Origin of the sequence: Alkalihalobacillus sp. CinArs1 (assembly GCF_947387515.1) — a bacterium.
Taxonomy (GTDB): Bacteria; Bacillota; Bacilli; order Bacillales; family Guptibacillaceae; genus Guptibacillus.
In genome coordinates, this window is record NZ_CANDOB010000002.1 from 828,544 (window position 1) to 851,244 (window position 22,701).

The window sequence follows — 22,701 nt, forward strand, 5'->3', positions numbered from 1 at the left end:
AGCATAGATTGGGAAGGAAGGACAAAAAAATTCAAATTGAAACGACTAGTTTGGGCTATTCACACGCCGATTCAGCAAGGGGCAGCTTTACTGTTACCCTTGTACCGATGCCTTCTGTGCTATCAAAAAATAGAGATCCTTTGTGATTTTCAACGATACGGAAGCTAGATAGAAGGCCAAGGCCTGTACCGTCATCTTTCGTTGTATAAAAGGGTTCACCGAGTGTTTTGATTTTATGAGCAGGAATGCCTACTCCTTCGTCTTGAATCGTTATCGTTACCTCGTCATCAACATGATCTGTTTCAAGTGTTACCGTCCCGCCAGTCGGCATTGCTTCGATCGCATTTTTGATCAAGTTGATGAATACTTGCTTCAATTGATTTTCTTCTCCGTAAATACATAGACACTCATCTGTTAACTCCATCTTGAAAGAGATATTATATAGGGAAGCCTGACTGTTCAATAGCTGGACGACGTATGAGAGTAAATCGTTTATCGAGAGAGTCGTATAACGTTCAGCCTGAGGCTTTGCAAGGACTAAAAGATCTTTAATGATATTATCCATCCGATCGATTTCAGATAGAATGATACTGAGATATGGCGCATTCTTTGCAATCTCTTCATCACGCTGTAGTAATTGAATGAATCCTTTTACAGAAGTGAGCGGGTTCCGTATTTCGTGAGCAACACTTGCAGCGAGCTGCCCAACAGCAGAAAGCTTCTCCGTCTTCAACAAGGCTTCTTCGGTTTTCTTCGTATCGGTCACATCCATAAAAGCAGCCATGATTCCGTTGATCTCTCCCATTTCGTCTTCGATAGGAGCAGTTGATAAAACGGTGTAGACAATCGAGCCATCTTTTCTTTTTCGTTTCACTTCTTTATTTACGATATGGCCATGCTGAACGATTTCAGCGATCGTAATATCTTTTTCATCTTTTGGAACGATGGGGTTCGGTTTTCCGATGATTTCAAAACTACTCCAGCCAAAAATCTTTTCAGCGGCAGGGTTCCAAGAACGGATGGTCGAGTTTAAATCGAGCGTCACGATCGCGATCGGTGAAGCGGATATGATGGCTTGAATCATTTGCTTTGCTTCCCACAGTTCCTTCAAAGCTGATTTATGTTCTGTGATATCTTTTGTCTGAATGATAACCGCATTCTTATCTTTAAAAGAAATAGGGGTAAACGTTGATTCCACATCGATTACATATCCTTCGTCCTTAAAAATTTGGTATTCAAAGCTTTCTGCGACACCATGATCCTTTTCATGCAACCGTTTAAGGATCTCTCTTATATGTACAAGATCGACAGGGTCAACGACTCGCGGATGAGTTCGGTCATCTAATACATCCTTCGATCGAACGCCAACCAAATCTAGTCCCGCTTGATTCGAATAAACGATTTTGCCCTCCTGATAGAGTACGATCGCGTAAGGAGACGATTCTACAAGTCTTCTGTATCGTTCTTCACTTTCAGTCAATCGATCCTGTGTGCTTTTATTTATGGAAAGAAGTTGTTTCAATAGAAAGTAAAGTAGAAGACAGGTGATTAAGACAAAAAACCAGCCCTTATACAATCCGAGCTGTTTACTGACCATGAAATTATCTGTAATCTGATAAAGGATGGTGTCGGAGAGCAGGATCCATAGAGAACCGAATACGAAATAGCTTCCTATAATAATCCACGGTACATATTTAATTTTTATCTCCAATGCGCTCCATCCCTTCTATTTGGTCTACTTATGTATTTTACAGCTATAAAGCGTGAAATACAAAAAACATAGTGATCTCAACATTTAGAGTGTGTACCGTCTTTTTTTACTTGCTACTTTCGAATGATCTAAATGTTTCGAAATGAGACTCTTTTAAAGGGGAATTTAGAACATTGAACAACCGATATGGAAAGCGTAGAAGAAAGAGAAGATTAAAAAGAAGCGTTATCCTCGTATTATCACTGCTCTTAATCGGAGTCACCGGCTATGGGGGTTACTTATTTTATAAAGTTTCAACGGTTTCAAAACAGTCTGTGATGGAGCCGGATAGAGGGGCACAATCCACTTTAAGAGAAGAGGGTGTGGACATCGGGAAAGACCATTTCTCTGTTCTGCTTCTTGGTGTGGATGATCGAGAAGCATCATCTGATGGGAGAAGCGATGCGATGATGGTCGCTACGTTTAACCAGGATGATAAGTCGATGAAGTTATTGAGTATCCCTCGAGACTCATATGTCGAAATACCAGGGCAGGGGATGGATAAAATCACACATGCTCATGCATATGGTGGCATCGATTTAACGATCCAAACGGTTGAAGGGATGCTCGGCATTCCGATCGATGAAGTGGTCCGAGTCAATTTCGATGCGTTCAAAACGGTTATCGATGAGATCGGTGGCATCGATGTTGCGATCGAGAAACAAAGTATTGTGGATCAATTATATAAAGAATCAAAAGGTGAGGTGGCCTTAAAAGTCGGGCAAAATACGCTCGATGGAAAAGAGGCATTGGCATTCGCAAGAACTCGTAAAGCGGATTCTGATCTTATGCGTGGACAGCGACAGATGGAAGTTATTACGTCTTCGATCGATAAACTAAGTTCGCTTTCGTCTATTCCAAAGTACGGTGGCGTACTCGAGCGTATAGGTGAAAACCTCACGATGAGCATGACGTTTAAAGAAGCACTAAGTCTTTATCCGTTTATTTCAAACCTTGATTCGATCGATAAGATTCAGCTTTCAGGTGAAAATTATCAACCCGGCTCCACCTACTATTTAAAGTTAGATGAACCAACTCTAAGTAATGCAAGAATGGAGTTAAGGGATCATTTGGATATTGAAGGAGCGAGCGATAGCTTAAATGCGATCGAACATCAAGATGAGGAAAATAAAGAAGGTCACAGTTGATCTCTGATAGCAAAGGAGCAGGTAAATAGCCTGCTCTTTTGTTGTTAACAAAACCAAGATAATGTGGTCCCTATGCCGCAGGAGTTTGAATACCTCTTGCTTTCCTGTGGACGAACGCCCGAGCCTCAAAGTGGACAAAAACCGTCCACTCCGAGTCTCGAACGCCCGTTGGACCACGGGAGTCAAGAGGTATTCACTCCTACTAGAATACATTTAAATCAAATAAAACTTTCCGACCGATTGTGCTAACAAATCTTTCTTGGCGTTTGATCATTTTAGATAATTTATATCTTTGAAATATAATAACCTTAATGAAATGTGGCGTGGAGTAAAACTCTCCCCATATTTTAGTAAATAGTTCTTATACCTTTCTCTACAGTATAAAGCAGGCATTCAGCCTGCTCTTTTTCTTTTGAAAGATTACATAGCGATCAATGAGGGTATGAAAATTAAAGACTGAGAGAAAGGGGAAAAGCGACATGATGTCTTTTGTTAAGAAACTCGGAAAAGAGATTGGAGAAGATCGGGTAACAAGTCTAGCAGCTGAACTTGCCTACTACTTTATGCTATCGATCTTTCCTCTGCTCATATTGGTCATCTCAATCCTCCCATATTTATCGATAGAAAAGCAGGAGGCGGTTGACTTTATTACGAAATTTGCCCCAGGAGAGATCGGAGGCATCCTGCAGGATAATGTTGTTTCGATTATTAGTGAACCACAGGGAGGGCTGTTAACGGTCGGTATTCTTGGTACGATTTGGTCTGCCTCAAATGGAATTATGGCGCTTATACGAGCATTGAATTTGGCGTACGATGTGGAAGAAACGAGGTCATTCATCAAAGCTCGCCTTCTTTCCATTCTTCTTACGATCGGACTAATTTTAGCGTTTGTTGTTACACTCGTTTTACCTGTATTCGGTGATCTCATCATCGACACTGTAACGAGGTCCTTGTATTTACCTGAGTCAACGGAAATCTTGTTTCGAGTTCTTCGCTGGGTCGTAGCAGTAGCCGTTATGGCATTAGTGCTCTCTGTATTGTATCGCTATGCTCCAAATAAACATTTTCCTCTTAAAGAAGTGTTTGTTGGATCAATCGTTGCTACAATTGGATGGCAGGTGATTTCACTCGCGTTCTCTTTCTATGTAAGTAATTTTGGGAACTATTCTGCAACGTACGGTAGCCTAGGGGGAGTTATCATCCTTATGTTATGGTTTTATTTAACGGGACTGATACTCCTTGTTGGAGGAGAAATTAATGCGCTTATTCATAAGAGAAAAATTGGAATGAGTGCTCCACCAGATGAAAGGCCTTTAGATGTCTAGGTTGAAAACTTGGTTTTATTCTGAAGAGTAGGCAAATGCCTACTCTTTCTTAGTGAAAAAAAAGCCTGCACGGATGCAGGCTATTGTGCAGGCTCGAAGCCGATTCCTTCGATTGTATTGATGATCACGGATACGTCGATCGCCTCTTCATCATATTCGATCGATACCATCTCTTCCTTTAAATCAGCTAGAGCTCTTTCCACTCCACTAAGAGAAAGTAGAGCTTGTTCGATTTCTTGTATACAGTCCTCGCCCTTCATGCCGGCTACTGACACTTTAATTTCGTTCATATGGATAAACTCCCTTCAAATTGTTCACTCTTTGCGTAGTTACCCGATATGAGTGGAGTTTAATCGGCTAGATTGGTTTATGGTGTTTTTTTAGAATCCGTTTCGTTAGATAGCTGCTCAAGAGACTTGATCTTGCCGTGAGGATTCTGTGCTTCTTTCCGTTTTCGGAATTGACGCTCGCGCTGTCCTTTTGATTGACTCATCTCATCATCACCCCTTTTCAGTTGATGATAATTAACATAGCCAGAGGACCTTGCTTTTATTAACGTAATTTATGGTTAGAAAGCTGGACGAACGAGAAGCCCTTTTCTCTAAGAAGCGGTACCGCTTCAATCACACCTTGAGCTGTTCCGCTATTCGGCTGATTCATATGTAATAGGGCAATATCGCCAGGTGAAGCACTCAACAAAGCGGTCTTTACTTGATGACTCGAATAGGTCGCACCGGCATCTCCAAGAATAGAGTAGTTCACAACGCTAATCCCCAAGTCATCTGCGATTTCAACTGCCACTTCATCATAATAAGCAGTCCCTGAGCGAAACATGTTTGGAGACCGTCCTGTTAGCTCAGTGATTTTTTCATGGTTTTTTGTGATTTCATCAAAAGCTTCACCAACGGAAGAGGTACCATGAATACCCCAGGCAGTTTGCCCTGTAACGGATAGCGGTTTGTGGTCAGTCCCATGGTTTTCAATTTGGAAAAGTGGATCTTCTGCTAATTCTAGAAACTCCTGCTTGTTTTCTTCAATCCAGAGGCTGTTCACAAAAAGGGTCGCTGGAACCCGTTCATCCTTTAGATAAGAGAGAAGCTCGTGGTCGATGTCACTTCCGAATGGACCTCCGCATGCATCGAACGTCAGCGCAAGTTCACGTTCATTCGTTTGAAAGGACGTTTTCACACCCGTCACATGTTCTCCCCATTCGTTAGGCGTTTTGTTGATGAAGGTGGAGAGGATCGTTTCTTTATCTTTTAGTGTTGAACGTATTGGGAGCACTTTCTCTTTAGGGATCGTATTTACGATATTGGAATGGAATATAACGTTTTCCTGGTCACAGCCAACAAGCAAGAAACAAAGTAAAGCGAAAGTCATTTTTTTCAATATCATCACCTATTTACCAGAATATCACAGGTTTTTAGGAAACGTTAGACAAAAAAACGCCCCCGGTGGGGACGTTTTTGTTAAATTCCGTGGAGGAAGAAGTTGATGAAAAACAAGCTCGCGATTACATACATTGGAACCGGTACATCTTTTCCTTTACCAAGCGCTAGCTTCATGAAAGGATAAGCGATGAAACCGAACGCAATTCCGTCAACGATACTGTACGTAAGTGGTATCATCACGATGATTAAGAATGCTGGAAAGCCTTCTGAGAAATCCTGCAGCGAAATGTTTTGAATCGACGTGATCATCAAACCACCAATGATAATGAGCACTGGTGCAATCGCTGAATCAGGAATCATCTTGAAGACAGGTATGAAAAACAGCGAGGTTAAGAACAGTAGTCCTGTCGTCACGGACGTCATGCCTGTTCGACCACCTGCTGCGATTCCAGAAGCACTCTCTACCGTCGATACAGTCGGGCTTGTTCCGAAAAGTCCAGCTGATATAGCAGAGATCGAGTTCGCTTTGTAGGCTTTTGAGAACTTAGACTGATCTGGAAGCAGTCCATGAAGAAGACCCATGTTTTCAAAAACGAGGATCATCGCCATCGAAAACGTTGCGATCCAGAACGGTAATACTAAGAAGTCTTCAAAAGACATCGCTGCGAAAACCGATGCATATGAACTGAACGAGAAGCCTTCCTGTTGTTGACCTGTTTCGATCAATCCCATGCTCCATGCGATAGCAGTTCCGATCAGCATGCTGATCAAGAAATGACCTTTAATGTTTCGAATGAAAAGCAAGGCTGCGATTGCTAATGTTGCAAGCGTTGCAAGAACGTGGGCTGATCCTATATCTCCGAGTGCAACGAACGTTGAGTCACTCGACACCACGATTCCACCTTTTTGAAGACCGATGAAGGTAAGGAAAAGTCCTATACCAACTGTAATTGCTTCTTTAAGTGAAACTGGAATCGCTTTTGAAAGTAACCCTGCTAGTGGTGTGAATGCCGTGATCGCAAACAGAATTCCTGCAATAAACACGGAGGCAAGCGCAACTTCCCAGCTTAAGCCCATCGACTGTACCATCGTGAACGTGAAGAACGCATTTACGCCCATTCCTGGAACGAGTATGATCGGTGCATTTGCATATAGACCAACGAGCAAACACCCAAAGACCGAGGTGATGACCGTTGCGATCATCCCAGCTTCAAACGGAATGCCTGCATCTGCGAGGATCGAAGCGTTGACAGCTGCGATGTAAACGATCGTAAAGAACGATGTTAAACCTGCGAGTATCTCCTTTTTCAGTGAAGTATCGTGAGCTTGAAAATCAAAATTAATTTTCGTTTTCACTATATTCCCTTCTTACTTTTTTATCCCTCTCCCACCCGTGACTTTGATAAAAATCAAATCACCAAGAAAACAGTATAACAGAGGGAAGGTACGTTGCCCAGTGGAAAAATTCGTAATGACCGCTCAAGTACCGTTTGTTATGATGGAAAAGGAAGTTTGGAACGTATCACCATGAAATGAGGATTCAATATGATGAGAAACACGTTATCTGCTCTTCAATGGGCTGTCTTTATGATTGCAGGATCGATCGTTGCACCAGTTGCGATTGCGAGTTTGTTTCATTTAGATCCGACTGCTGCTGCAGGGTTTGTACAGCGAACAATGTTTGTATTAGGAGTAGCAGGAATTCTACAAGTTACCCTAGGTCATCGCCTGCCGATTAATGAAGGACCTGCCGGATTATGGTGGGGAGTTTTTGTCCTTTACGCGGGATTAAGTGCAACGTTGTTTGGTTCTGAAATCAAAACACTACAAGCACTTGAACTAGCTATGATCGTAAGTGGAATTCTTTTTATTCTATTGAGCGGGCTAGGACTAGTTGAGAAACTATCAAAACTTTTTACACCTGTTGTAACGGGGGTGTACCTATTACTTCTTGTAGCACAGCTCAGCGGGTCTTTTTTAAACGGCATGATGGGAGTTGGCTATTTAAAAGAAGGGCTCGATCTAAGAATTGCAGGTTTGTCACTCGTCCTTGTGATTCTATCGATTTGGTTCTCACGCAGAATGCCACCCGTTATTCAGCAATATTCCATCCTGATCCTTATAATGGTAGGGTGGGCGATTTTTGCTTTGTTAGGCTTAGCTAAACCGGTCATTTTATCAGAAAAGTCACTCTTAAAGCTACCTGAAATCTTTGCTTTTGGTATGCCGATTTGGGACTCCGGTATGATCGTAACAGCAGCGCTCGTCACGCTATTGCTTCTTACGAACATGATCGCGAGCATCAGGGTAGTCGAAGAGGTATTGAGTAATCTGAATAATGAGCGGCCGAAGTCTCGGTATAAGCAAGCAGGGTTCATTTCAGGAATCAACCAGCTCCTTGGTGGCGTATTCTCAGCAGTAGGGAGTGTTCCAATATCAGGTGCTGCTGGATTTATTATCACAACAGGCATTAAAAAGCGGCTTCCGTTTATAATTGGGAGTGCATTAATCGTGCTCATCAGTCTCTTTCCAGCCGTGATGGCCTTTTTTGCGGCTCTTCCTGAACCTGTAGGGTATGCCGTTATCTTTCTAGTTTTTGTGAAAATGGTGGGAATTGCTTTCAATGAGTTTAATAAGGACACTTCTGAGGGAAAAGCATTTATAATAGGCATTTCCTTTATGGTTGGTATTGGTACGATGTTCATACCGCCAGAAGCCTTTCAAAACACGCCGCCTATCATGGCATCAATCTTAAATAATGGTTTAATATTAGGTTCGATCACTGCGATCGTCACTGAGCAAGTGTTGTATAAGAAAAAAGCATAAAGGGTTGCCTATTGTGATCATTGTCACAGACTCCGGACGTAAGACTTGGTATGTTTTAAGCAGATCAGGAAAGGAGAATGACGTATGAAACAATATAGTAGAGTCCTGGTTGCTTTTGACGGATCTGAATTGAGCGTAAAGGCACTCGAGGAATCCATTAAGATGGCTCAGGAGAACCCAGAGCTTCATCTCAACATCGTAACGGCTCTTAATCCTACAGCTCAAATCAGTTCAGCGGTCATTTATGCGAGCGTATTGAACGAATTAAGGAAAGATGCTGTTGAGATGTTGGACGAAGTAAGTAAAAGCGTGAAAAAGCGAATTCCACAGGATGATTTAAGTACGATGGTGCTTGAAGGAAATCCTGGCGAAGAGATCGTCAAGTATGCAGAGGAAAATGAATGTGATCTTATCGTGATGGGGAGTAGAGGGCTCAGTGGAATTAAAGAGATCTTCCTTGGTAGCGTAAGTCATAACGTCTTACAGAGAGCAAGCTGCCCCGTACTCGTGATTAAATAGGAAATCCCGGCTGATCAGCCGGGGTTTCTTTTATTCGATAACCGTTACGCCGCCATCGCGACCGATAAAGGCTTGTTCAGCCATTCCGATGAATAGGCCGTTTTCTACGACACCTGGAATGGCGTTGAGCCACTCATGGAGCTTAGGAGGAGAAGGAATACTGTCGAACGAACAATCCACGATCATATTCTCGTTGTCTGTAATGAATATTTCTTCTCCGTTCGTTCGTAACTTAGTTCGACAGCCAAGTCTTGTAAGAGCGTCCATCGTCTTCTGATAGCCAAACGGAACTACCTCGACTGGAAGGGGGAATGCTCCAAGCTGTCTCACAAGTTTATTTGAATCTGCAACGACGATCATCTTCTTCGAGTGATAGGCGATCATTTTCTCACGGAGTAGTGCGCCACCGCCACCTTTAATAAGCGTTAGCTGCCCATCCAGTTCATCAGCACCATCGATCGTTAAGTCGATCTTCTCTACCTCACCTAACGTGACGAGTGGAATGCCATGCTCACGAGCTAATAATTCTGTTTGTTTAGATGTTGGGATACCTGTGATCGAAAGGCCATCCTTTACCATTGATGCAAGCTCCAATATTGTATAATGAACAGTACTCCCCGTTCCGAGGCCGACGACCATTCCATCTTGAACGAGGTGAGCAGCACGCTCACCAGCTACTTTTTTCTCATTCACTCTAGTCACTCCTTTTTTGTTACCTTCTTTTATTTTCCCATTCATTCTAAAATTACTCACACTGAGGTTGTAACCTTTGCACCAAAAGCATGAAAGACGTATAATGCATACTGTCAGGCTGTATGAGTAACCGTAAGGCGTGCATACTATAAAACACTGTTTATGGTATACTTTCAAGTGCAGTCACCCGAGTAGAGTATTACAGTATAAAGTTGGAGGGTAAAACATGTCAAAACAACAAATCGGTGTAATCGGTCTTGCCGTAATGGGAAAGAACCTTGCCATGAATATCGAAAGTCGCGGTTATTCTGTTTCTGTCTATAACCGTTCAGAAGGTAAAACAAAAGAAATGATGAGTGAAGTTGAAGGACGTAACTTCCAAGATACATATAGCATTGAAGAATTCGTTCAATCACTAGAAAAACCAAGAAGAATCTTGCTGATGGTCAAAGCAGGCGGACCAACAGACGGAACGATCGAACAGCTTATTCCTCATCTTGATAAAGATGACATCATCATCGACGGAGGAAATGCATTCTTCAAGGATACGCAAGCTCGCTCTGAGCAATTGAAGGAAAAAGGCATCCGTTTCATCGGAGCAGGTGTTTCAGGTGGAGAAGAGGGGGCGCTTAACGGCCCATCGATCATGCCTGGTGGACAGCCTGATGCTTTCCGCGAAGTTGAAAATATCTTTACAGATATCGCTGCAAAAGTAGACGGCGAAGCGTGTACAACGTATATCGGTCCAGACGGAGCGGGTCACTATGTGAAGATGGTGCATAATGGCATCGAGTATGGTGATATGCAGTTGATCTGTGAAGCTTACTATATGATGAAGCACGTGCTAGGACTATCAACTGATGAGCTTCATGAAGTGTTCAAAGAGTGGAATGAAGGCGAACTCGATAGCTACCTGATCGAGATCACTGCTGACATCTTCACAAAGAAAGATCCTGAAACAGGCAAAGCGCTTGTGGATGTAATCCTTGATACTGCTGGTCAAAAAGGAACTGGTAAATGGACGAGTCAAAGTGCGCTTGACCTAGGTGTGCCTCTATCGATTATCACAGAATCTGTATTCTCCCGCTTTATTTCTGCAATGAAAGACGAGCGCGTGAAAGCAAGTAAGATTCTGAGTGGCCCAGATGTAAAACCATTTGATGGCGATAAGAAAGAGTTGATCGAAAAGATCCGTAAAGCCCTTTACCTAAGCAAAATCTGTTCGTATGCACAAGGTTTTGCTCAAATGCGATCTGCTTCAGATGAGTACGATTGGAACCTCGACTACGGCAGCATCGCTATGATCTTCCGTGGTGGTTGCATCATCCGTGCAGGCTTCCTACAAAACATCAAAGAAGCTTATGACCGTGAAGCTGGCTTAACGAACCTACTACTAGATCCTTACTTCAAAGAGATCGTTGAATCGTACCAGAGCGCTGCACGTGACGTTGTATCACTTGCTGTACAGCGTGGGATCCCAGTTCCTGGTCTATCTAGTGCACTTGCTTACTACGATAGCTACCGTAGCGAAACATTGCCAGCGAACTTACTACAAGCACAGCGCGACTACTTCGGTGCTCATACGTATCAGCGTATCGACAAAGAAGGCGTCTTCCACACAGAGTGGCTTGAAGATTAATCGTAATCGAAATAACACGCTTGACCTACTAAGGTCAGGCGTGTTTTTTTATGTTCTGAAAAAGAGGGTTGAAAAAAGACACGGGTGTCGTTATAATGAGAGTAACAAAAAAGACACTAGTGTCTTTTTGAGGAGGCGTTCGTATGGAAGGATCACTACTACGTAACAAAGGGTACATTACGCTTATGGTTGCACAGCTCATCTCAAGCATCGGCGACTGGTTAAGTATCGTTGCCATCATCACAATGGTTGGATTAAAGTGGAACGCATCACCGATTGAAGTATCGCTTATCATCCTTTGTCTTGCTGTGCCAATGGCGTTGTTTGGACCGTTTGCTGGTACATTTGCTGATCGATTCAACCGAAAAACATTGATGGTGGTTTCGGATCTCGTTAGAGCAGGCCTCGTCATCATGCTGATCTTTGCTACAACGATTTGGATGGTTTACATTTGTTTATTTGGTATCGGTTTGTTTGCTGCACTCTTCATCCCTGCAAAAAATGGAAAGTTAAAAGAACTAGTTCCTGATCATCAAATGAAGAGTGCGATGTCGATTACATCGATGATCGATTCTGGAACGAAAGTGCTTGGACCACTACTCAGTGGATTGCTCGTAACAGCATTTGGTTCTACACCTGTATTCGTCATCGATTCAGCAACTTTTATCTTATCCGCAATCCTTCTCATCACGTTGCCTGCTAGCGCATTGGCTGAACCTTTAGAAAGTGAAAAGAGTAAGAGCTCATCGTTTAGAAAGGATTTTGTAGAAGGTGTGAATTTCATGAAAGGGAATCAGTTCTTGTTAGTCGGCCTTTCAATTCTCACGATCAGCCTCCTTATTTTGCAACTATCGGATTCACAAATCATCGTCTTGATCAGAGAGTTAACCAACGCATCTCCTGACTTGTTCGGTATCATTGTGACAGGTTCTGGTCTCGGAATGTTTTTCTCCGGTTGGATCCTCTCAAAAAAGACAGACTATAAACCGATTCTCCTCATGCTGTTTGGTGTTTTTGGAATGGGCGTAAGCTTTGGTTTATTAGCAGTCTTTACTGGTATGGACCTCGCACACTCAATTTTATGGGGACCTGGTCTTGGACTCGTAGCCGGTTTCTCGGCTGGGATCGTATTTATTCCTTTCCAAGCTGCTGTTCAAACGGATACACCGGTACACATAACGGGAAGAGTATTTGGGGTGATCAATAGCGCAACAACAACAGCTACGATTATCGGTCCATTATTAGGCGGAATTCTCGTAACGGTATTCGGGGTGATCCCAATGTTTATCACAACAGCATCATTACTTGTTATCATGTCATTAGTAGGACTGCTGTTTAGATCAAAAATAGAACGGAGTGAGAACGATGTCTCCAAAGGTGAGCAAGGAGCACAAGGAGCAGCGTCGAGCTGAGTTGTTAGAGGCGGCTAAAACTGTTTTCATAGAACGTGGCTATGAGCGTGCAACGATGAAACACATCATGGAAGAAGCGAATGTAAGCAGAGGGGGTCTCTATCAGTACTTCTCTAGTAAAGAGGATGTGTATGAGGCAATTCTAAAAGAAGGCCTAGAAACGGCTATGGAGGACACTGAGGAAGTTCTTAAGAAAGAGGAGCTCACTCATTGGGCACTTCTTATGAAACGGTTATTCGGAGAAGAGCAAGAGCTAGATGAGATGGATCCGATGGCACCATCGAATCTTGAATTCTTCATCACGGGTCGTAACGATGAACGACGAAGGAAGTATGGAAAAGAGCGCTACTTTTATGGGTTAAGCATTTATCATGACGTGATTAAGAAAGGACAGGAGAGTGGTGAGTTCAGCTCGAAGTTCGACAGTGAGATGATCGCGCGGTCAATCATTTCATTCGTTGATGGACTTGCGCTCGATTACGCGATCCTAGATCGAGAAGATATCAAGCTAAAAGAGCAGTCGATCATGTTCATCGAGTATTTAAAGATGGCGCTTGAGGTAAAAGAATAAGCCGGGGAAGTATCCCCGGCTTTTTATTATGCTTCTTTTAAGCCTTCGAACAATAGCACACGTGCTGGTGATGCATCCGTGCCTTGAAGTTTCAGTGGTGCTGCGACCATGAAATACTGACCAGCATCGACATCTTTCAGGCGAAGACCTTCCATGATGATGATATCTTTCTCAAAGAGGGAACGGTGCGTTGGGTGATCCGGCTGGCTTCTTTCGATTCCAAGCCCATCGACACCTACACCTTTAATACCGCATTCTGCAAGGTGACGCGCTGCATCTTCACCTACGAATACAAACTCGAAGTTAAATTCTTCTTCAAACGAGTTCTGTGACTTGAATAGAATGAAATCATCTTTTTGAATATCTTCAGACTCGATATCAGATTTTGTGATTGCCCCTTTAACGTTTGTAACGTCGATCACCTTTACCGTACCGACGAGGTCTTCTTGATTGATCGTTTCAAACGTTGCACCATCGTTCATCATGTGAAGAGGAGCATCAACGTGTGTACCAGTATGAACGTCAAGTGAAAGGCGAGATTCCGTAACATGACCATTCGTCTTCGTTTCGATTTCTGGCTGCTTTTCTTCTTTGTTCTTATAAACTGCCATTCCTTTAAAAATTGGTGCGCTTACATCATACATTTTCATCGCATTGCACTTCCTTTCATAGTAGTGAATATGAGAAAGAAAAAGATACGCTGTGCACGTATCTTTTTCTATTCTTATTTGTTTTCTGGTAACGGCCACCAGTGGAAGCCGTCTTTTTCAAGCAAGTCATCAGATGCCTGTGGCCCCATCAATCCTGAAGCGTAGTTAGGGAAGGTAGGCTCCTTCTCATTTGCCCAAGCGATCGAGATCGGGTCGATGAACTTCCAAGAAAGCGCTACTTCATCCCAGCGAGTAAAGTTTGTTGCATCTCCTCGCATCACATCGTGTAGCAGGCGCTCGTATGCTTCAGGAGAGTTGATGTAGTTCTCCTGTTTGTTGTTAAAGTTTAATTGAATTGGCGTCGTTTTACGCATATCTCCTGTGTCTTTCGCATTCAAGTGAAGAGTCATGCCTTCTTCAGGTTGAATGTGAATCACAAGAAGATTTGGACCGAGCTTTCCGCTCTGTTCCTTGTAGAGGTTCATCGGCATATCTTTGAACTCGATGACGATTTTAGTAGATTTACTCGTCATACGTTTACCAGTTCTGATATAGAACGGTACGCCAGCCCAGCGGAAGTTATCGATCATCAGTTTCGCGCCAACAAATGTTTCTGTATTCGATGCTTCATCGACGTTTTCTTCTTCACGGTAGCCTTGTAAATGGGTACCGTTCACTTCACCAGCATCGTACTGACCGCGAACGAAGTATTTGCTAACCTCTTCAGGTATAACGGCTCTAAGAGCACGTAAAACTTTTACTTTCTCACTACGAATTTCTTCTGTCGATAAACTAGCTGGTGGCTCCATAGCGAGCAAGGACACCATCTGAAGCATATGGTTTTGCACCATGTCTCGTAAGGCACCTGATTTTTCGTAATAGCCGCCTCTGTTTTCAACGCCAACCGTTTCGCTAGAGGTGATCTGGATATTTGATATGTAACGATTGTTCCAAAGCGGTTCGAACAGTGCGTTCGCAAAACGAATCGCTTCGATGTTTTGTACCATTTCTTTTCCTAGATAATGGTCGATACGATAGATTTCATCCTCTGAGAACACTTGGCGAATTTCATCGTTAAGCTTTTGAGCAGAGGAGAAGTTATGACCGAATGGCTTTTCGATCACAAGACGATTCCAGCCATCGCCTTCGATCAATCCTTCAGCATCAAGGTTAAGTGCAATCGTTCCGAAGAACTCTGGCGCCATAGCCATGTAGAAAATACGGTTTCCTGGAATATTGAATTCTGTATCAAGCGATTCAGTCAACGCTTTTAAATCTTGATACGATTCACTTTTTGTCACATCGAACGGTTGATAGAAAAAGTGATCGCTGAATTGTTTATGCTTATCATCCTTGTCCATGCATGCCGTATCGATCACTGCATCATGTACACGAGAACGAAATTCTTCATTTGAAAGCTTTCTGCGAGCTACACCAACAACAGCAAAATCTTCTTCAAGTTCACCTTTGCAATATAAGTTATACAACGAAGGGAAAAGTTTACGTTTTGCTAGATCTCCCGTAGCTCCAAATATGACGATAACAGAAGCCTTTTTGGATGGTTGATTCATCTTTCTGACCTCACTTTTCATTATTGCTGTTCCAGAGGGAACGGATTCAAACGGAACAGTGCGACATTTGTATCGTTAATCACGAAACAGACACTACAATTTGATTCGAATGATTAGTGCGACGATCCCATAACTTATGAGTTATCGGGTTCCCAAGTAAAAATTTTATAGCTTTTTCCTACTAAAATCAAATTGTGAGATTGAGGATTACTCTCTAGTTACCCGTTTGAACCTATTATCATAGAGATGTAAGCGATGACAGAACGAATAAAATTTATTTGGAAAATTCCCGTCTTTTAGACGATATGAATGATTGTGGGCTCGAACGGCGAATATAGTTAACAACGAATCAGCTTAACAAAAGGGGGATGATTGACGATGCGTAAAGGAGTCATCTGTTTGTTCCTTGCAGTATTATTGGTAGGCTGTACGAACGGACACGTTGAGGAAAAGCCTGTGGAAGCAGAGAAACCTGTTAGTGTGATGGAGCGGTCGTACAACGTCCTTTCCGCAATAAAGAACGAAGAAATGGAGGCACTTTCGAACGTCGTTCATCCGACGAAAGGATTGCTGTTCTCACCTTATACGACGATCGACAAGAAGAGAGCACAAGTCTTCATGAAAGGCCAGGTCGAAAAGCTCTTGGAGTTTGAAAAACAGTTTGAGTGGGGTGTGAGTGCTGGGAAAGGAGATCCGATTCGGTTGACCCCACGTGAGTATTTTGATCAATATGTATATGATGTTGAATTTCTAGAAACAGATTTTGTAACACAAGACGGGATGTACAAACAGACAAACAGTGTCGAGAACATCCATGAAGCATTCCCGGAAAGTACGTATGTGGAATATTTTGTTCCTGGATCTGAAGAGTATGAAGGGATGGACTGGAAAAGTCTCAAACTCGTTTTTAGCGATTATGAAGGTGAGCCGCACTTAGTCGCGATCGTTCACGATCAATGGACGCCGTAATGTGAACAAAACGTGAATGGAGAGGAAAATATCTTTCTACAGTTGACTGCAAGTAGTTGCTCAATAAGGTAAACTTTCTTATCCTTAGTATGTACATCTCAGTGATAAGGAGTAGAATCCCAATGAATGAAGTAAAACAACGTAACTATACACCATGGATCGTAGGGCTATCGATCGCTGTCAACGTGCTCGTTGTCGTTCTGTTTTTACTACCAGAATACAACGGTGAAGTAGGATTTGATATTACGATCCTTCCATTATTAAACGCGATTTTAAATAGCTTCACGTTTGTGTTTTTACTAGCTGCCCTGATTTTTATTTTACAGAAAAACGTGAAAGTGCATCGACGCTTTATCTTTGCAGCCTTTACGACGACGGCATTATTTTTACTATCCTATGTGACGTATCACGGTTTATCTGAATCGACTTCGTTCGGTGGAGAAGGAATCATCCGTTCGATCTATTTCTTCATTCTGATCAGTCATATCATTCTTGCTGCAGCGATCGTGCCGCTGGCGCTGATCACCGTAGCGCGTGGTTTGAACATGCAAGTCGAGAAACATCGTAAGATCGCACGGTGGACCATGCCGATCTGGCTGTATGTCAGCCTGACTGGTGTGATCGTGTATTTGATGATCTCTCCGTATTATTAAAAAGCGCTGACTCGAGCGCTTTTTTTGTTTGGGAGAGGGTGGTCGAGGCGGTTTCGCCGATAAAAGTGGAATATCGCTGATAAGTATGTGATTTTCGCTGATATATTTGAAAAATCGCCGATATAATGAATTTTTCGCTGATATCCAGTTGCATTTCGCTGATATCTGCTAATCCGCATTTCCAATACATCGCCTCAGCGCAACTTATTGTCCAAACCGCACACGTTATTAGCTAAATTCAAGATTTATTAGCTAAAATCGCTTTTTATTGTCCAAACTTCAAATTTTATTGGCGGAAACTACCCAAAATCCGCATACCATTCTGTAAAATATGGAAACGTAACAAAAGGCGATTCATACTGGATTGTCTTGTCATCTTATGCTACTTTTGATAGTGAATGAAACTCAAGGAGGAAACACAAATGAGCGTACATATTGGAGCAAAACAAGGCGATATCGCTGAAACGATTTTACTACCAGGAGATCCACTTAGAGCAAAATTCATCGCAGAGACGTTTCTTGACGATGTGGTTTGTTTTAATGAAGTAAGAGGAATGCTCGGGTTTACGGGTACATACAAAGGCGAACGAGTTTCTGTAATGGGAACAGGAATGGGTGTACCGTCAATCTCGATTTACGTAAACGAATTGATCCAGAGCTATGGCGTTAAAAATCTTATCCGTGTTGGGACTTGCGGTGCGTTGAAGAAGGAAGTAAACGTGAGAGACGTCATCCTAGCGATGAGTGCAACGACTGATTCTGGCGTGAACCGTCTTCAGTTCGACGGCATGGACTTTGCACCGACTGCAGATTTCAACCTACTGAAGAATGCGTATGACGCTGCAGCAGAAAAAGAAATGAGCGTACATGTTGGGAATGTGTTCACGAGTGATTCGTTCTATCGTGACAACCCAGAGATCTTCCAGAAGTTATCTGATTATCAAGTGCTAGGTGTAGAGATGGAAACTTCTGCTCTTTACACGATCGCAGCGAAATACGGCGTGAACGCACTTACTGTATTGACGGTAAGCGACCATATCGTGACAGGAGAAGAAACAACTTCTGAAGAACGTCAAACGACGTTCAAAGATATGATGGTCATTGCGCTTGAAGCATCGTTAAAAAAATAATACATCGTAAGAGGCTGTCCAAACGACAGCCTCTTTTTTTATGGCTCACAACGTCCAACGCATATTCTTATTGTTTAGCGTCATGCTAAGAAGAGCTAACAGTTGGAGGATTCGTTATGGTTAGAAGGTCGATAAAGCGAAGAAGAAAATTACAAGAATCAGAAGAAAAGGATCTTACCAATGAAGCAACTCTTCTAGAGCAAATTGAGCATCAGTTTGAAGGATGTGCAGATCTCTCTAAGAGGTTTTTGCCTGATTTACAGCTGCATCTATTTTATTTTCAACATTTACTTGATGACGAGATGTTTCAAACAGAATTGTTAAAACCTCTTTATCAGGTTAGAGAAGATGAGATGTTGACCGTCTTTAATCGCTTTACATACATGGCTTCCGACGACATACATGAGATCACTCAAAAGATTTTAAACGGTTATGCCGGTATCTTGTTTCAAGACAAGGTGTATTTGATCGATCTCTACGGTCCAAAAGAGAGAAGCATCGAACCGTCTGAGACTGAGGGAACGATAAACGGCCCACATGATGCATTTGTCGAAAGTAGTTCAACGAACCTCTCCCTGATTAGAAGAAGATTGAAGAGTTCAGATTTAAAGGCTTTAGATGTTTCTGTTGGGGAAGTTACGAACGGGACGGTTACCTTACTCTATATTCAAGGAATCGCGAACGAGGAGCTCGTCGAGAGACTTAAAACTCGTGTTCAGTCGATCAAGATCGATGGTGTGTATGATTCTCATATGCTTTCACAGTTAATTGAAGATCACCCATACTCGCTCTTTCCTCAACATGTGTTAAACGAAAAGCCGGATTCAGTAACGGCTGAGCTCGTTGAGGGGAAGGTCGCCATCCTTTTTGATGGCAGTCCGTCTGTCATCATCACGCCGTCTACGTTTTTTGATTTTTTCCAAGCTGGTGATGATTACTACCAGCGCTGGCTTACAGGTTCAGCCACAAGACTATTACGTTTTGCAGCATTTCTTATCACCATTTTATTAACTGCTCTATACGTATCAGTCACAACGTATCAATATGAAATGATACCTGAATCTCTTCTGCAGACGCTCGTTGAGTCACGGAGTCGCGTACCGTTTGCACCGATTTATGAAGCGTTGATGATGGAGATCACCCTTGAACTTCTTAGGGAAGCTGGAGCGAGATTACCTACGAAAATCGGACAGACGATCGGAATCGTAGGGGGTATCGTGATCGGACAAGCTGCTGTACAAGCTGGTTTTACGAGTAACGTTCTTATCATTGTAGTTGCAAGTTCAGCGATCTCCTCTTTTGTCATTCCGAGCTATGTGATGAGTGCAAGTATTCGGTTAACGAGGTTTGGTTTAATTATTCTTGCTGGAATTCTTGGGAATTTTGGGATTATGGTCGGACTTACTGTTCTAATCATTCATATTTGTGGGTTAACTAGTGCTGGTGCTCCTTATACTGCACCTCTATCTCCTTTTTTTAAAAAGGACTGGAGAGACTTTTTGATCAGAGCTCCTTTTTCTTCAATGAAAACGAAGCCGACGATTTCGAAGAGCTCACAAAAACGATGAATGTATAACGAAACGCATAGGGAACTGAGGGATGAGAATGTCTGAAAAGATTGCTCCTTTTCATCTAGCTATCTTAATCTATATGATCCAATCGGGAGTAACGCTGACAAAACTACCTCGTTTGCTTGCTGTTGATTTTGGAACGAATGGATGGATCATGGTCATCCTCGTTTCATTCGTTGCGTGTTGTAACATCTTTCTAATCGGTCTTGTGAATCGAATAGGTGGAGGGAAGGACCTGTTCGACATCATGGAAGCGCTGATTCCTCGAGGTGTTATGGCACCTTTTTATCTTCTACTCGCATTTATTTATTCCGTGTTAGTCATTCTCATCGGAAAAGATTATGTTGTGATCACACAGGTGCTCTCTTTCCAAAATACAAACGCATATTACTTTATCATCATCATGCTGCTCCTCGTCATCTATCTAGTAAGTAAAGACGTGTATACCATTACAAAGGTGACTGCTGTGTTTTTTGTGTTTACGGTTTGGATGACATTACTAATTTTCTATCACATTCCATATATGTCATTTACAAGAATGACGCCATTCTTTTTAGCAGAAGGGGAGAACTTCCTCTTAGGATTTATCAATCTGTTCACAGCATTTCTTGGTTTTGAAATTGTGGTCTTTCTTTTTCCTTATATCGATCGATCGAAGAAGAATTGGTTCCGAAGTGTTTATATCGGAAATATGATCACAACTTTCATTTACTTAGTGATATCGATTGTTTCCTATATGTTCTTTTCACTTGAGCAGCTAAAGTTAACGAGTTTTCCCGTCCTAAACTTAATTGCTTTCATAGAAATAGAGTTGATCGAGCGAATAGAAAGCTTTATCTTTACGCTGTTTTTGATGAAAATTGTGGTGTCGATCGTGATGTATATTTGGGTTGCAAAACTCCTATTTAAGAGAGCTCTCCCAGTCGTTCCGGATAAATGGGTAACCCTCATTCTTATTTTCTCAGGACTAGCCATTACCTTTAATGCAAACTTGGAGTATGAGATAGGAGAGTGGTTGAATATATTTGGCCTCATAGGAGCTAGCATCGCAATAGCATTACCTCTGATCATGCTTACGGTCTTAGGCATTCTGAAAATAAGGAGGAGAAATCGTGCGTAAAATGAGCTGTGTGGTTACCCTTGCCTTCATACTGCTGACAGGTTGTAATGACCAAAAAATCATCGAACAACTTGGGATCGTTAGTTTAATCAGTTATGACGATATTAGTGAATCGGAAGAGCACAAGATGAAAGTAACGGCTGTGATTCCTGATTACTCCATCGAAGCAACATCAGAACAAGAAATACTTGAGGCAGAAGCAAGCCTTATGAAAGAAGCTGAAGAGAAATTGGCGAATCAGACGCGCCAAAAATTAGTGAATGGGCAAATTCGTTCTGTGATATTCGGAGAAGATTTAGCATCTAAGGGAATCAAGGATATCATTCAAGCGATGGAAAGGGAGCAAGAAATAGGTTCACGTGTGAAGGCGATGGTTGCAGAGGGCGAAGCTGTAGCCATCTTAAAGTCAACAGGTGTTGAAAACATCGGTGATTATATGGAAAAAATGATTAAGAAAGCTGCCGAGGAATATTTAGTTCCTAATTCAGACATCCACATTTTTTACAGAGATCTCCTCGATGATGGGATTGACCCTGTAACGCCTTTAATAGGACTGACAGAGGGGAGAGCTAATCTAAAGGGGACAGCGTTATTTAAGGACGATCGGTATGTAGGCAGTTTGAATTCAGAGTTATCTCGAATCTTCTTAACACTATACGGCAAAGTGAATTCGAGTGAGTTAACGGTGAAGATGCCAGACGGAGAGCATATGCGCTATATTAACTTTAACTATAATGAAAGTGATCGAGACGTTAAGGTGAAGAAGAAGGGAAAGGACATCACTGGAATCGAGATTAAGATCGATTTAAAAGGCTCGGTCCTTGAAGATACAAAAGAGGGCGTGATCTCCTCTCCTGAAGAAAGTAAAAAGATTGAAAAGCTAACAGAAGACTATATCACACAGAATGGAGAAAAAGTTCTTTCCATTTTAAAAGAGAATCGCACAGACAGCCTTGGGTTAAAGCAGTATGTGCGAAATTCATTATCCTTTAAGGAATGGAAAGCGTTAGATAAAGACAGTATCCTTCAAACGACACCGATCACGTTATCAGTCGATGTGAAAGTGAAGGACACTGGAATGATGCAATGATCAGTAGCAAATCCCAACTCGCTTATGAAGATGGTTTCTTTCAAAGAGTTCTTTGTAAACAAAGTCCGCAGTATCTCCTACAGTAATTTTCTTGCCGTCTTCAGGTAAAACATCTTGTTCCGTACGGTAATGTCCAAGAGCTTCACCGTCAGGTAAGTAAGTTGGACAAACAATCGTCCAGTCTAGGTCCGTTTCTTTTAATACTTCGTAGACGCTCCGGTGTTCTTCAGCTGCTCTCGTCGTTTTCCTTTTTGATTCTGGTGATTCATATCGGAACAGCTCCGGGTTTGTCCGGCTATTCAGTATTCCTGCTGTTCCAACAGTAACGATCCTCTTAATATCATGCCTCTTCATCGTATCGATGATGAGCGGAGCGCTTTCAGATAACGTTGTTGTCTTATCTGTACTAAGAGCACTAACGATCACGTCAGCATTACGTGCAGCTTCATCGAGTTTCGATGCATCGAGCACATCACCTTCGATAATCGTAAGCCCTTCCTTCATTTGTAGCCTCTCTTTAGAACGGACGAGGACGGTCACATCATGTCCGTCTTCGACTGCTGATCTTAGTACGTGACTTCCGACTCTCCCAGTGCTACCTAATAGTAAAATATGCATCGTATAAACCTCCTTGTACTCTTTCATTATTTTAGAAAAGTTCCATTATGATTGC

Annotated in this window: 22 protein-coding genes; 13 read left to right on the plus strand and 9 right to left on the minus strand. The window is 42.3% G+C overall.

The genetic code is table 11. The features are described from left to right. Positions 1-55 precede the first annotated feature (55 nt). Entirely contained in the window at positions 56-1,711 is a 1,656-nt protein-coding gene (locus PFZ69_RS12950; RefSeq protein ID WP_270181498.1) for a PAS domain S-box protein, read from the minus strand. Between the two features lie 173 nt (positions 1,712-1,884). On the opposite strand from PFZ69_RS12950, the gene PFZ69_RS12955 reads away from it, so the two are divergent. Both PFZ69_RS12955 and PFZ69_RS12960 read left to right on the plus strand, forming a co-directional pair. After that, complete coding sequence (locus tag PFZ69_RS12955) at positions 1,885-2,898, plus strand: LCP family protein (RefSeq protein WP_270181499.1); 1,014 nt, start codon at positions 1,885-1,887, stop codon at positions 2,896-2,898. A gap of 479 nt (positions 2,899-3,377) precedes the next feature. Continuing rightward, on the plus strand, positions 3,378-4,223 hold the full coding sequence (locus PFZ69_RS12960) for a YihY/virulence factor BrkB family protein (RefSeq protein WP_270181500.1): 846 nt from the start codon (positions 3,378-3,380) through the stop codon (positions 4,221-4,223). Between the two features lie 80 nt (positions 4,224-4,303). Here PFZ69_RS12960 and PFZ69_RS12965 read toward each other — a convergent pair whose 3' ends face one another. The 4 genes from PFZ69_RS12965 to PFZ69_RS12980 form a co-directional block, all read right to left on the minus strand. Continuing rightward, on the minus strand, positions 4,304-4,513 hold the full coding sequence (locus PFZ69_RS12965; RefSeq protein ID WP_270181501.1) for a heavy-metal-associated domain-containing protein: 210 nt from the start codon (positions 4,511-4,513) through the stop codon (positions 4,304-4,306). Between the two features lie 77 nt (positions 4,514-4,590). Continuing rightward, the gene (locus PFZ69_RS12970; RefSeq protein ID WP_270181502.1) at positions 4,591-4,716 is read right to left on the minus strand and encodes a DUF6254 family protein; all 126 of its coding nucleotides are present in this window, start codon (positions 4,714-4,716) and stop codon (positions 4,591-4,593) included. A gap of 59 nt (positions 4,717-4,775) precedes the next feature. After that, the gene (locus tag PFZ69_RS12975) at positions 4,776-5,618 is read right to left on the minus strand and encodes a polysaccharide deacetylase family protein (protein WP_442865158.1); all 843 of its coding nucleotides are present in this window, start codon (positions 5,616-5,618) and stop codon (positions 4,776-4,778) included. A gap of 74 nt (positions 5,619-5,692) precedes the next feature. Next, entirely contained in the window at positions 5,693-6,970 is a 1,278-nt protein-coding gene (locus PFZ69_RS12980) for an NCS2 family permease (RefSeq protein ID WP_270181503.1), read from the minus strand. Between the two features lie 192 nt (positions 6,971-7,162). Here PFZ69_RS12980 and PFZ69_RS12985 point away from each other — a divergent pair, with 192 nt between their 5' ends. Together PFZ69_RS12985 and PFZ69_RS12990 are read left to right on the plus strand one after the other, a co-directional pair. Beyond that, positions 7,163-8,440 (plus strand): purine/pyrimidine permease, encoded by a 1,278-nt coding sequence (locus tag PFZ69_RS12985; protein ID WP_270182037.1) that lies wholly within the window; start codon positions 7,163-7,165, stop codon positions 8,438-8,440. A gap of 84 nt (positions 8,441-8,524) precedes the next feature. Beyond that, positions 8,525-8,959 (plus strand): universal stress protein, encoded by a 435-nt coding sequence (locus PFZ69_RS12990; protein ID WP_270181504.1) that lies wholly within the window; start codon positions 8,525-8,527, stop codon positions 8,957-8,959. Between the two features lie 30 nt (positions 8,960-8,989). On the opposite strand, the gene rpiA is transcribed toward PFZ69_RS12990, so the two are convergent. Next, complete coding sequence (rpiA, locus tag PFZ69_RS12995) at positions 8,990-9,652, minus strand: ribose-5-phosphate isomerase RpiA (protein WP_270181505.1); 663 nt, start codon at positions 9,650-9,652, stop codon at positions 8,990-8,992. A gap of 226 nt (positions 9,653-9,878) precedes the next feature. Here rpiA and gndA point away from each other — a divergent pair, with 226 nt between their 5' ends. From gndA to PFZ69_RS13010, 3 genes are all read left to right on the plus strand, one after another. Continuing rightward, positions 9,879-11,291, plus strand: coding sequence for an NADP-dependent phosphogluconate dehydrogenase (gene gndA / locus PFZ69_RS13000; RefSeq protein ID WP_270181506.1), 1,413 nt, complete (start codon positions 9,879-9,881; stop codon positions 11,289-11,291). Positions 11,292-11,434: 143 nt separating this feature from the next. Next, positions 11,435-12,703 carry an MFS transporter gene (locus PFZ69_RS13005; RefSeq protein ID WP_270181507.1) on the plus strand — a complete coding sequence of 423 codons (1,269 nt, stop codon included), beginning with the start codon at positions 11,435-11,437 and terminating at the stop codon, positions 12,701-12,703. Beyond that, positions 12,657-13,274, plus strand: coding sequence for a TetR/AcrR family transcriptional regulator (locus PFZ69_RS13010; RefSeq protein WP_270181508.1), 618 nt, complete (start codon positions 12,657-12,659; stop codon positions 13,272-13,274). The genes PFZ69_RS13005 and PFZ69_RS13010 overlap by 47 nt, the downstream gene beginning before the upstream one ends. 26 nt (positions 13,275-13,300) lie before the next feature. On the opposite strand, the gene PFZ69_RS13015 is transcribed toward PFZ69_RS13010, so the two are convergent. Continuing rightward, positions 13,301-13,924: a cyclase family protein gene (locus PFZ69_RS13015; RefSeq protein WP_270181509.1), complete on the minus strand. Its 624-nt coding sequence runs from the start codon at positions 13,922-13,924 to the stop codon at positions 13,301-13,303. 74 nt (positions 13,925-13,998) lie between these two features. Then, positions 13,999-15,495 carry a glucose-6-phosphate dehydrogenase gene (zwf, locus tag PFZ69_RS13020; RefSeq protein WP_270181510.1) on the minus strand — a complete coding sequence of 499 codons (1,497 nt, stop codon included), beginning with the start codon at positions 15,493-15,495 and terminating at the stop codon, positions 13,999-14,001. A 378-nt stretch (positions 15,496-15,873) separates the two neighbouring features. Between zwf and PFZ69_RS13025 the strand changes: the two genes are divergently transcribed. The 6 genes from PFZ69_RS13025 to PFZ69_RS13050 all read left to right on the plus strand — a co-directional run bounded on the left by PFZ69_RS13025 (position 15,874) and on the right by PFZ69_RS13050 (position 22,028). Continuing rightward, complete coding sequence (locus PFZ69_RS13025) at positions 15,874-16,464, plus strand: hypothetical protein (protein WP_270181511.1); 591 nt, start codon at positions 15,874-15,876, stop codon at positions 16,462-16,464. 122 nt (positions 16,465-16,586) lie between these two features. After that, positions 16,587-17,117 carry a DUF420 domain-containing protein gene (locus PFZ69_RS13030; protein WP_270181512.1) on the plus strand — a complete coding sequence of 177 codons (531 nt, stop codon included), beginning with the start codon at positions 16,587-16,589 and terminating at the stop codon, positions 17,115-17,117. 422 nt (positions 17,118-17,539) lie between these two features. Next, entirely contained in the window at positions 17,540-18,247 is a 708-nt protein-coding gene (gene deoD, locus PFZ69_RS13035) for a purine-nucleoside phosphorylase (RefSeq protein ID WP_270181513.1), read from the plus strand. A gap of 116 nt (positions 18,248-18,363) precedes the next feature. Further along, the gene (locus PFZ69_RS13040; RefSeq protein WP_270181514.1) at positions 18,364-19,815 is read left to right on the plus strand and encodes a spore germination protein; all 1,452 of its coding nucleotides are present in this window, start codon (positions 18,364-18,366) and stop codon (positions 19,813-19,815) included. 37 nt (positions 19,816-19,852) lie between these two features. Then, the gene (locus PFZ69_RS13045) at positions 19,853-20,938 is read left to right on the plus strand and encodes a GerAB/ArcD/ProY family transporter (RefSeq protein ID WP_270181515.1); all 1,086 of its coding nucleotides are present in this window, start codon (positions 19,853-19,855) and stop codon (positions 20,936-20,938) included. A gap of 1 nt (position 20,939) precedes the next feature. Further along, a complete protein-coding gene (locus tag PFZ69_RS13050; RefSeq protein ID WP_270182038.1) occupies positions 20,940-22,028 on the plus strand; it encodes a Ger(x)C family spore germination protein in 1,089 nt (362 codons plus the stop codon). Here the strand turns inward: PFZ69_RS13050 and PFZ69_RS13055 are convergent, their stop codons facing one another. Further along, positions 22,029-22,646 carry an NAD(P)-dependent oxidoreductase gene (locus tag PFZ69_RS13055; protein ID WP_270181516.1) on the minus strand — a complete coding sequence of 206 codons (618 nt, stop codon included), beginning with the start codon at positions 22,644-22,646 and terminating at the stop codon, positions 22,029-22,031. Between the last annotated feature and the right edge of the window lie 55 nt (positions 22,647-22,701).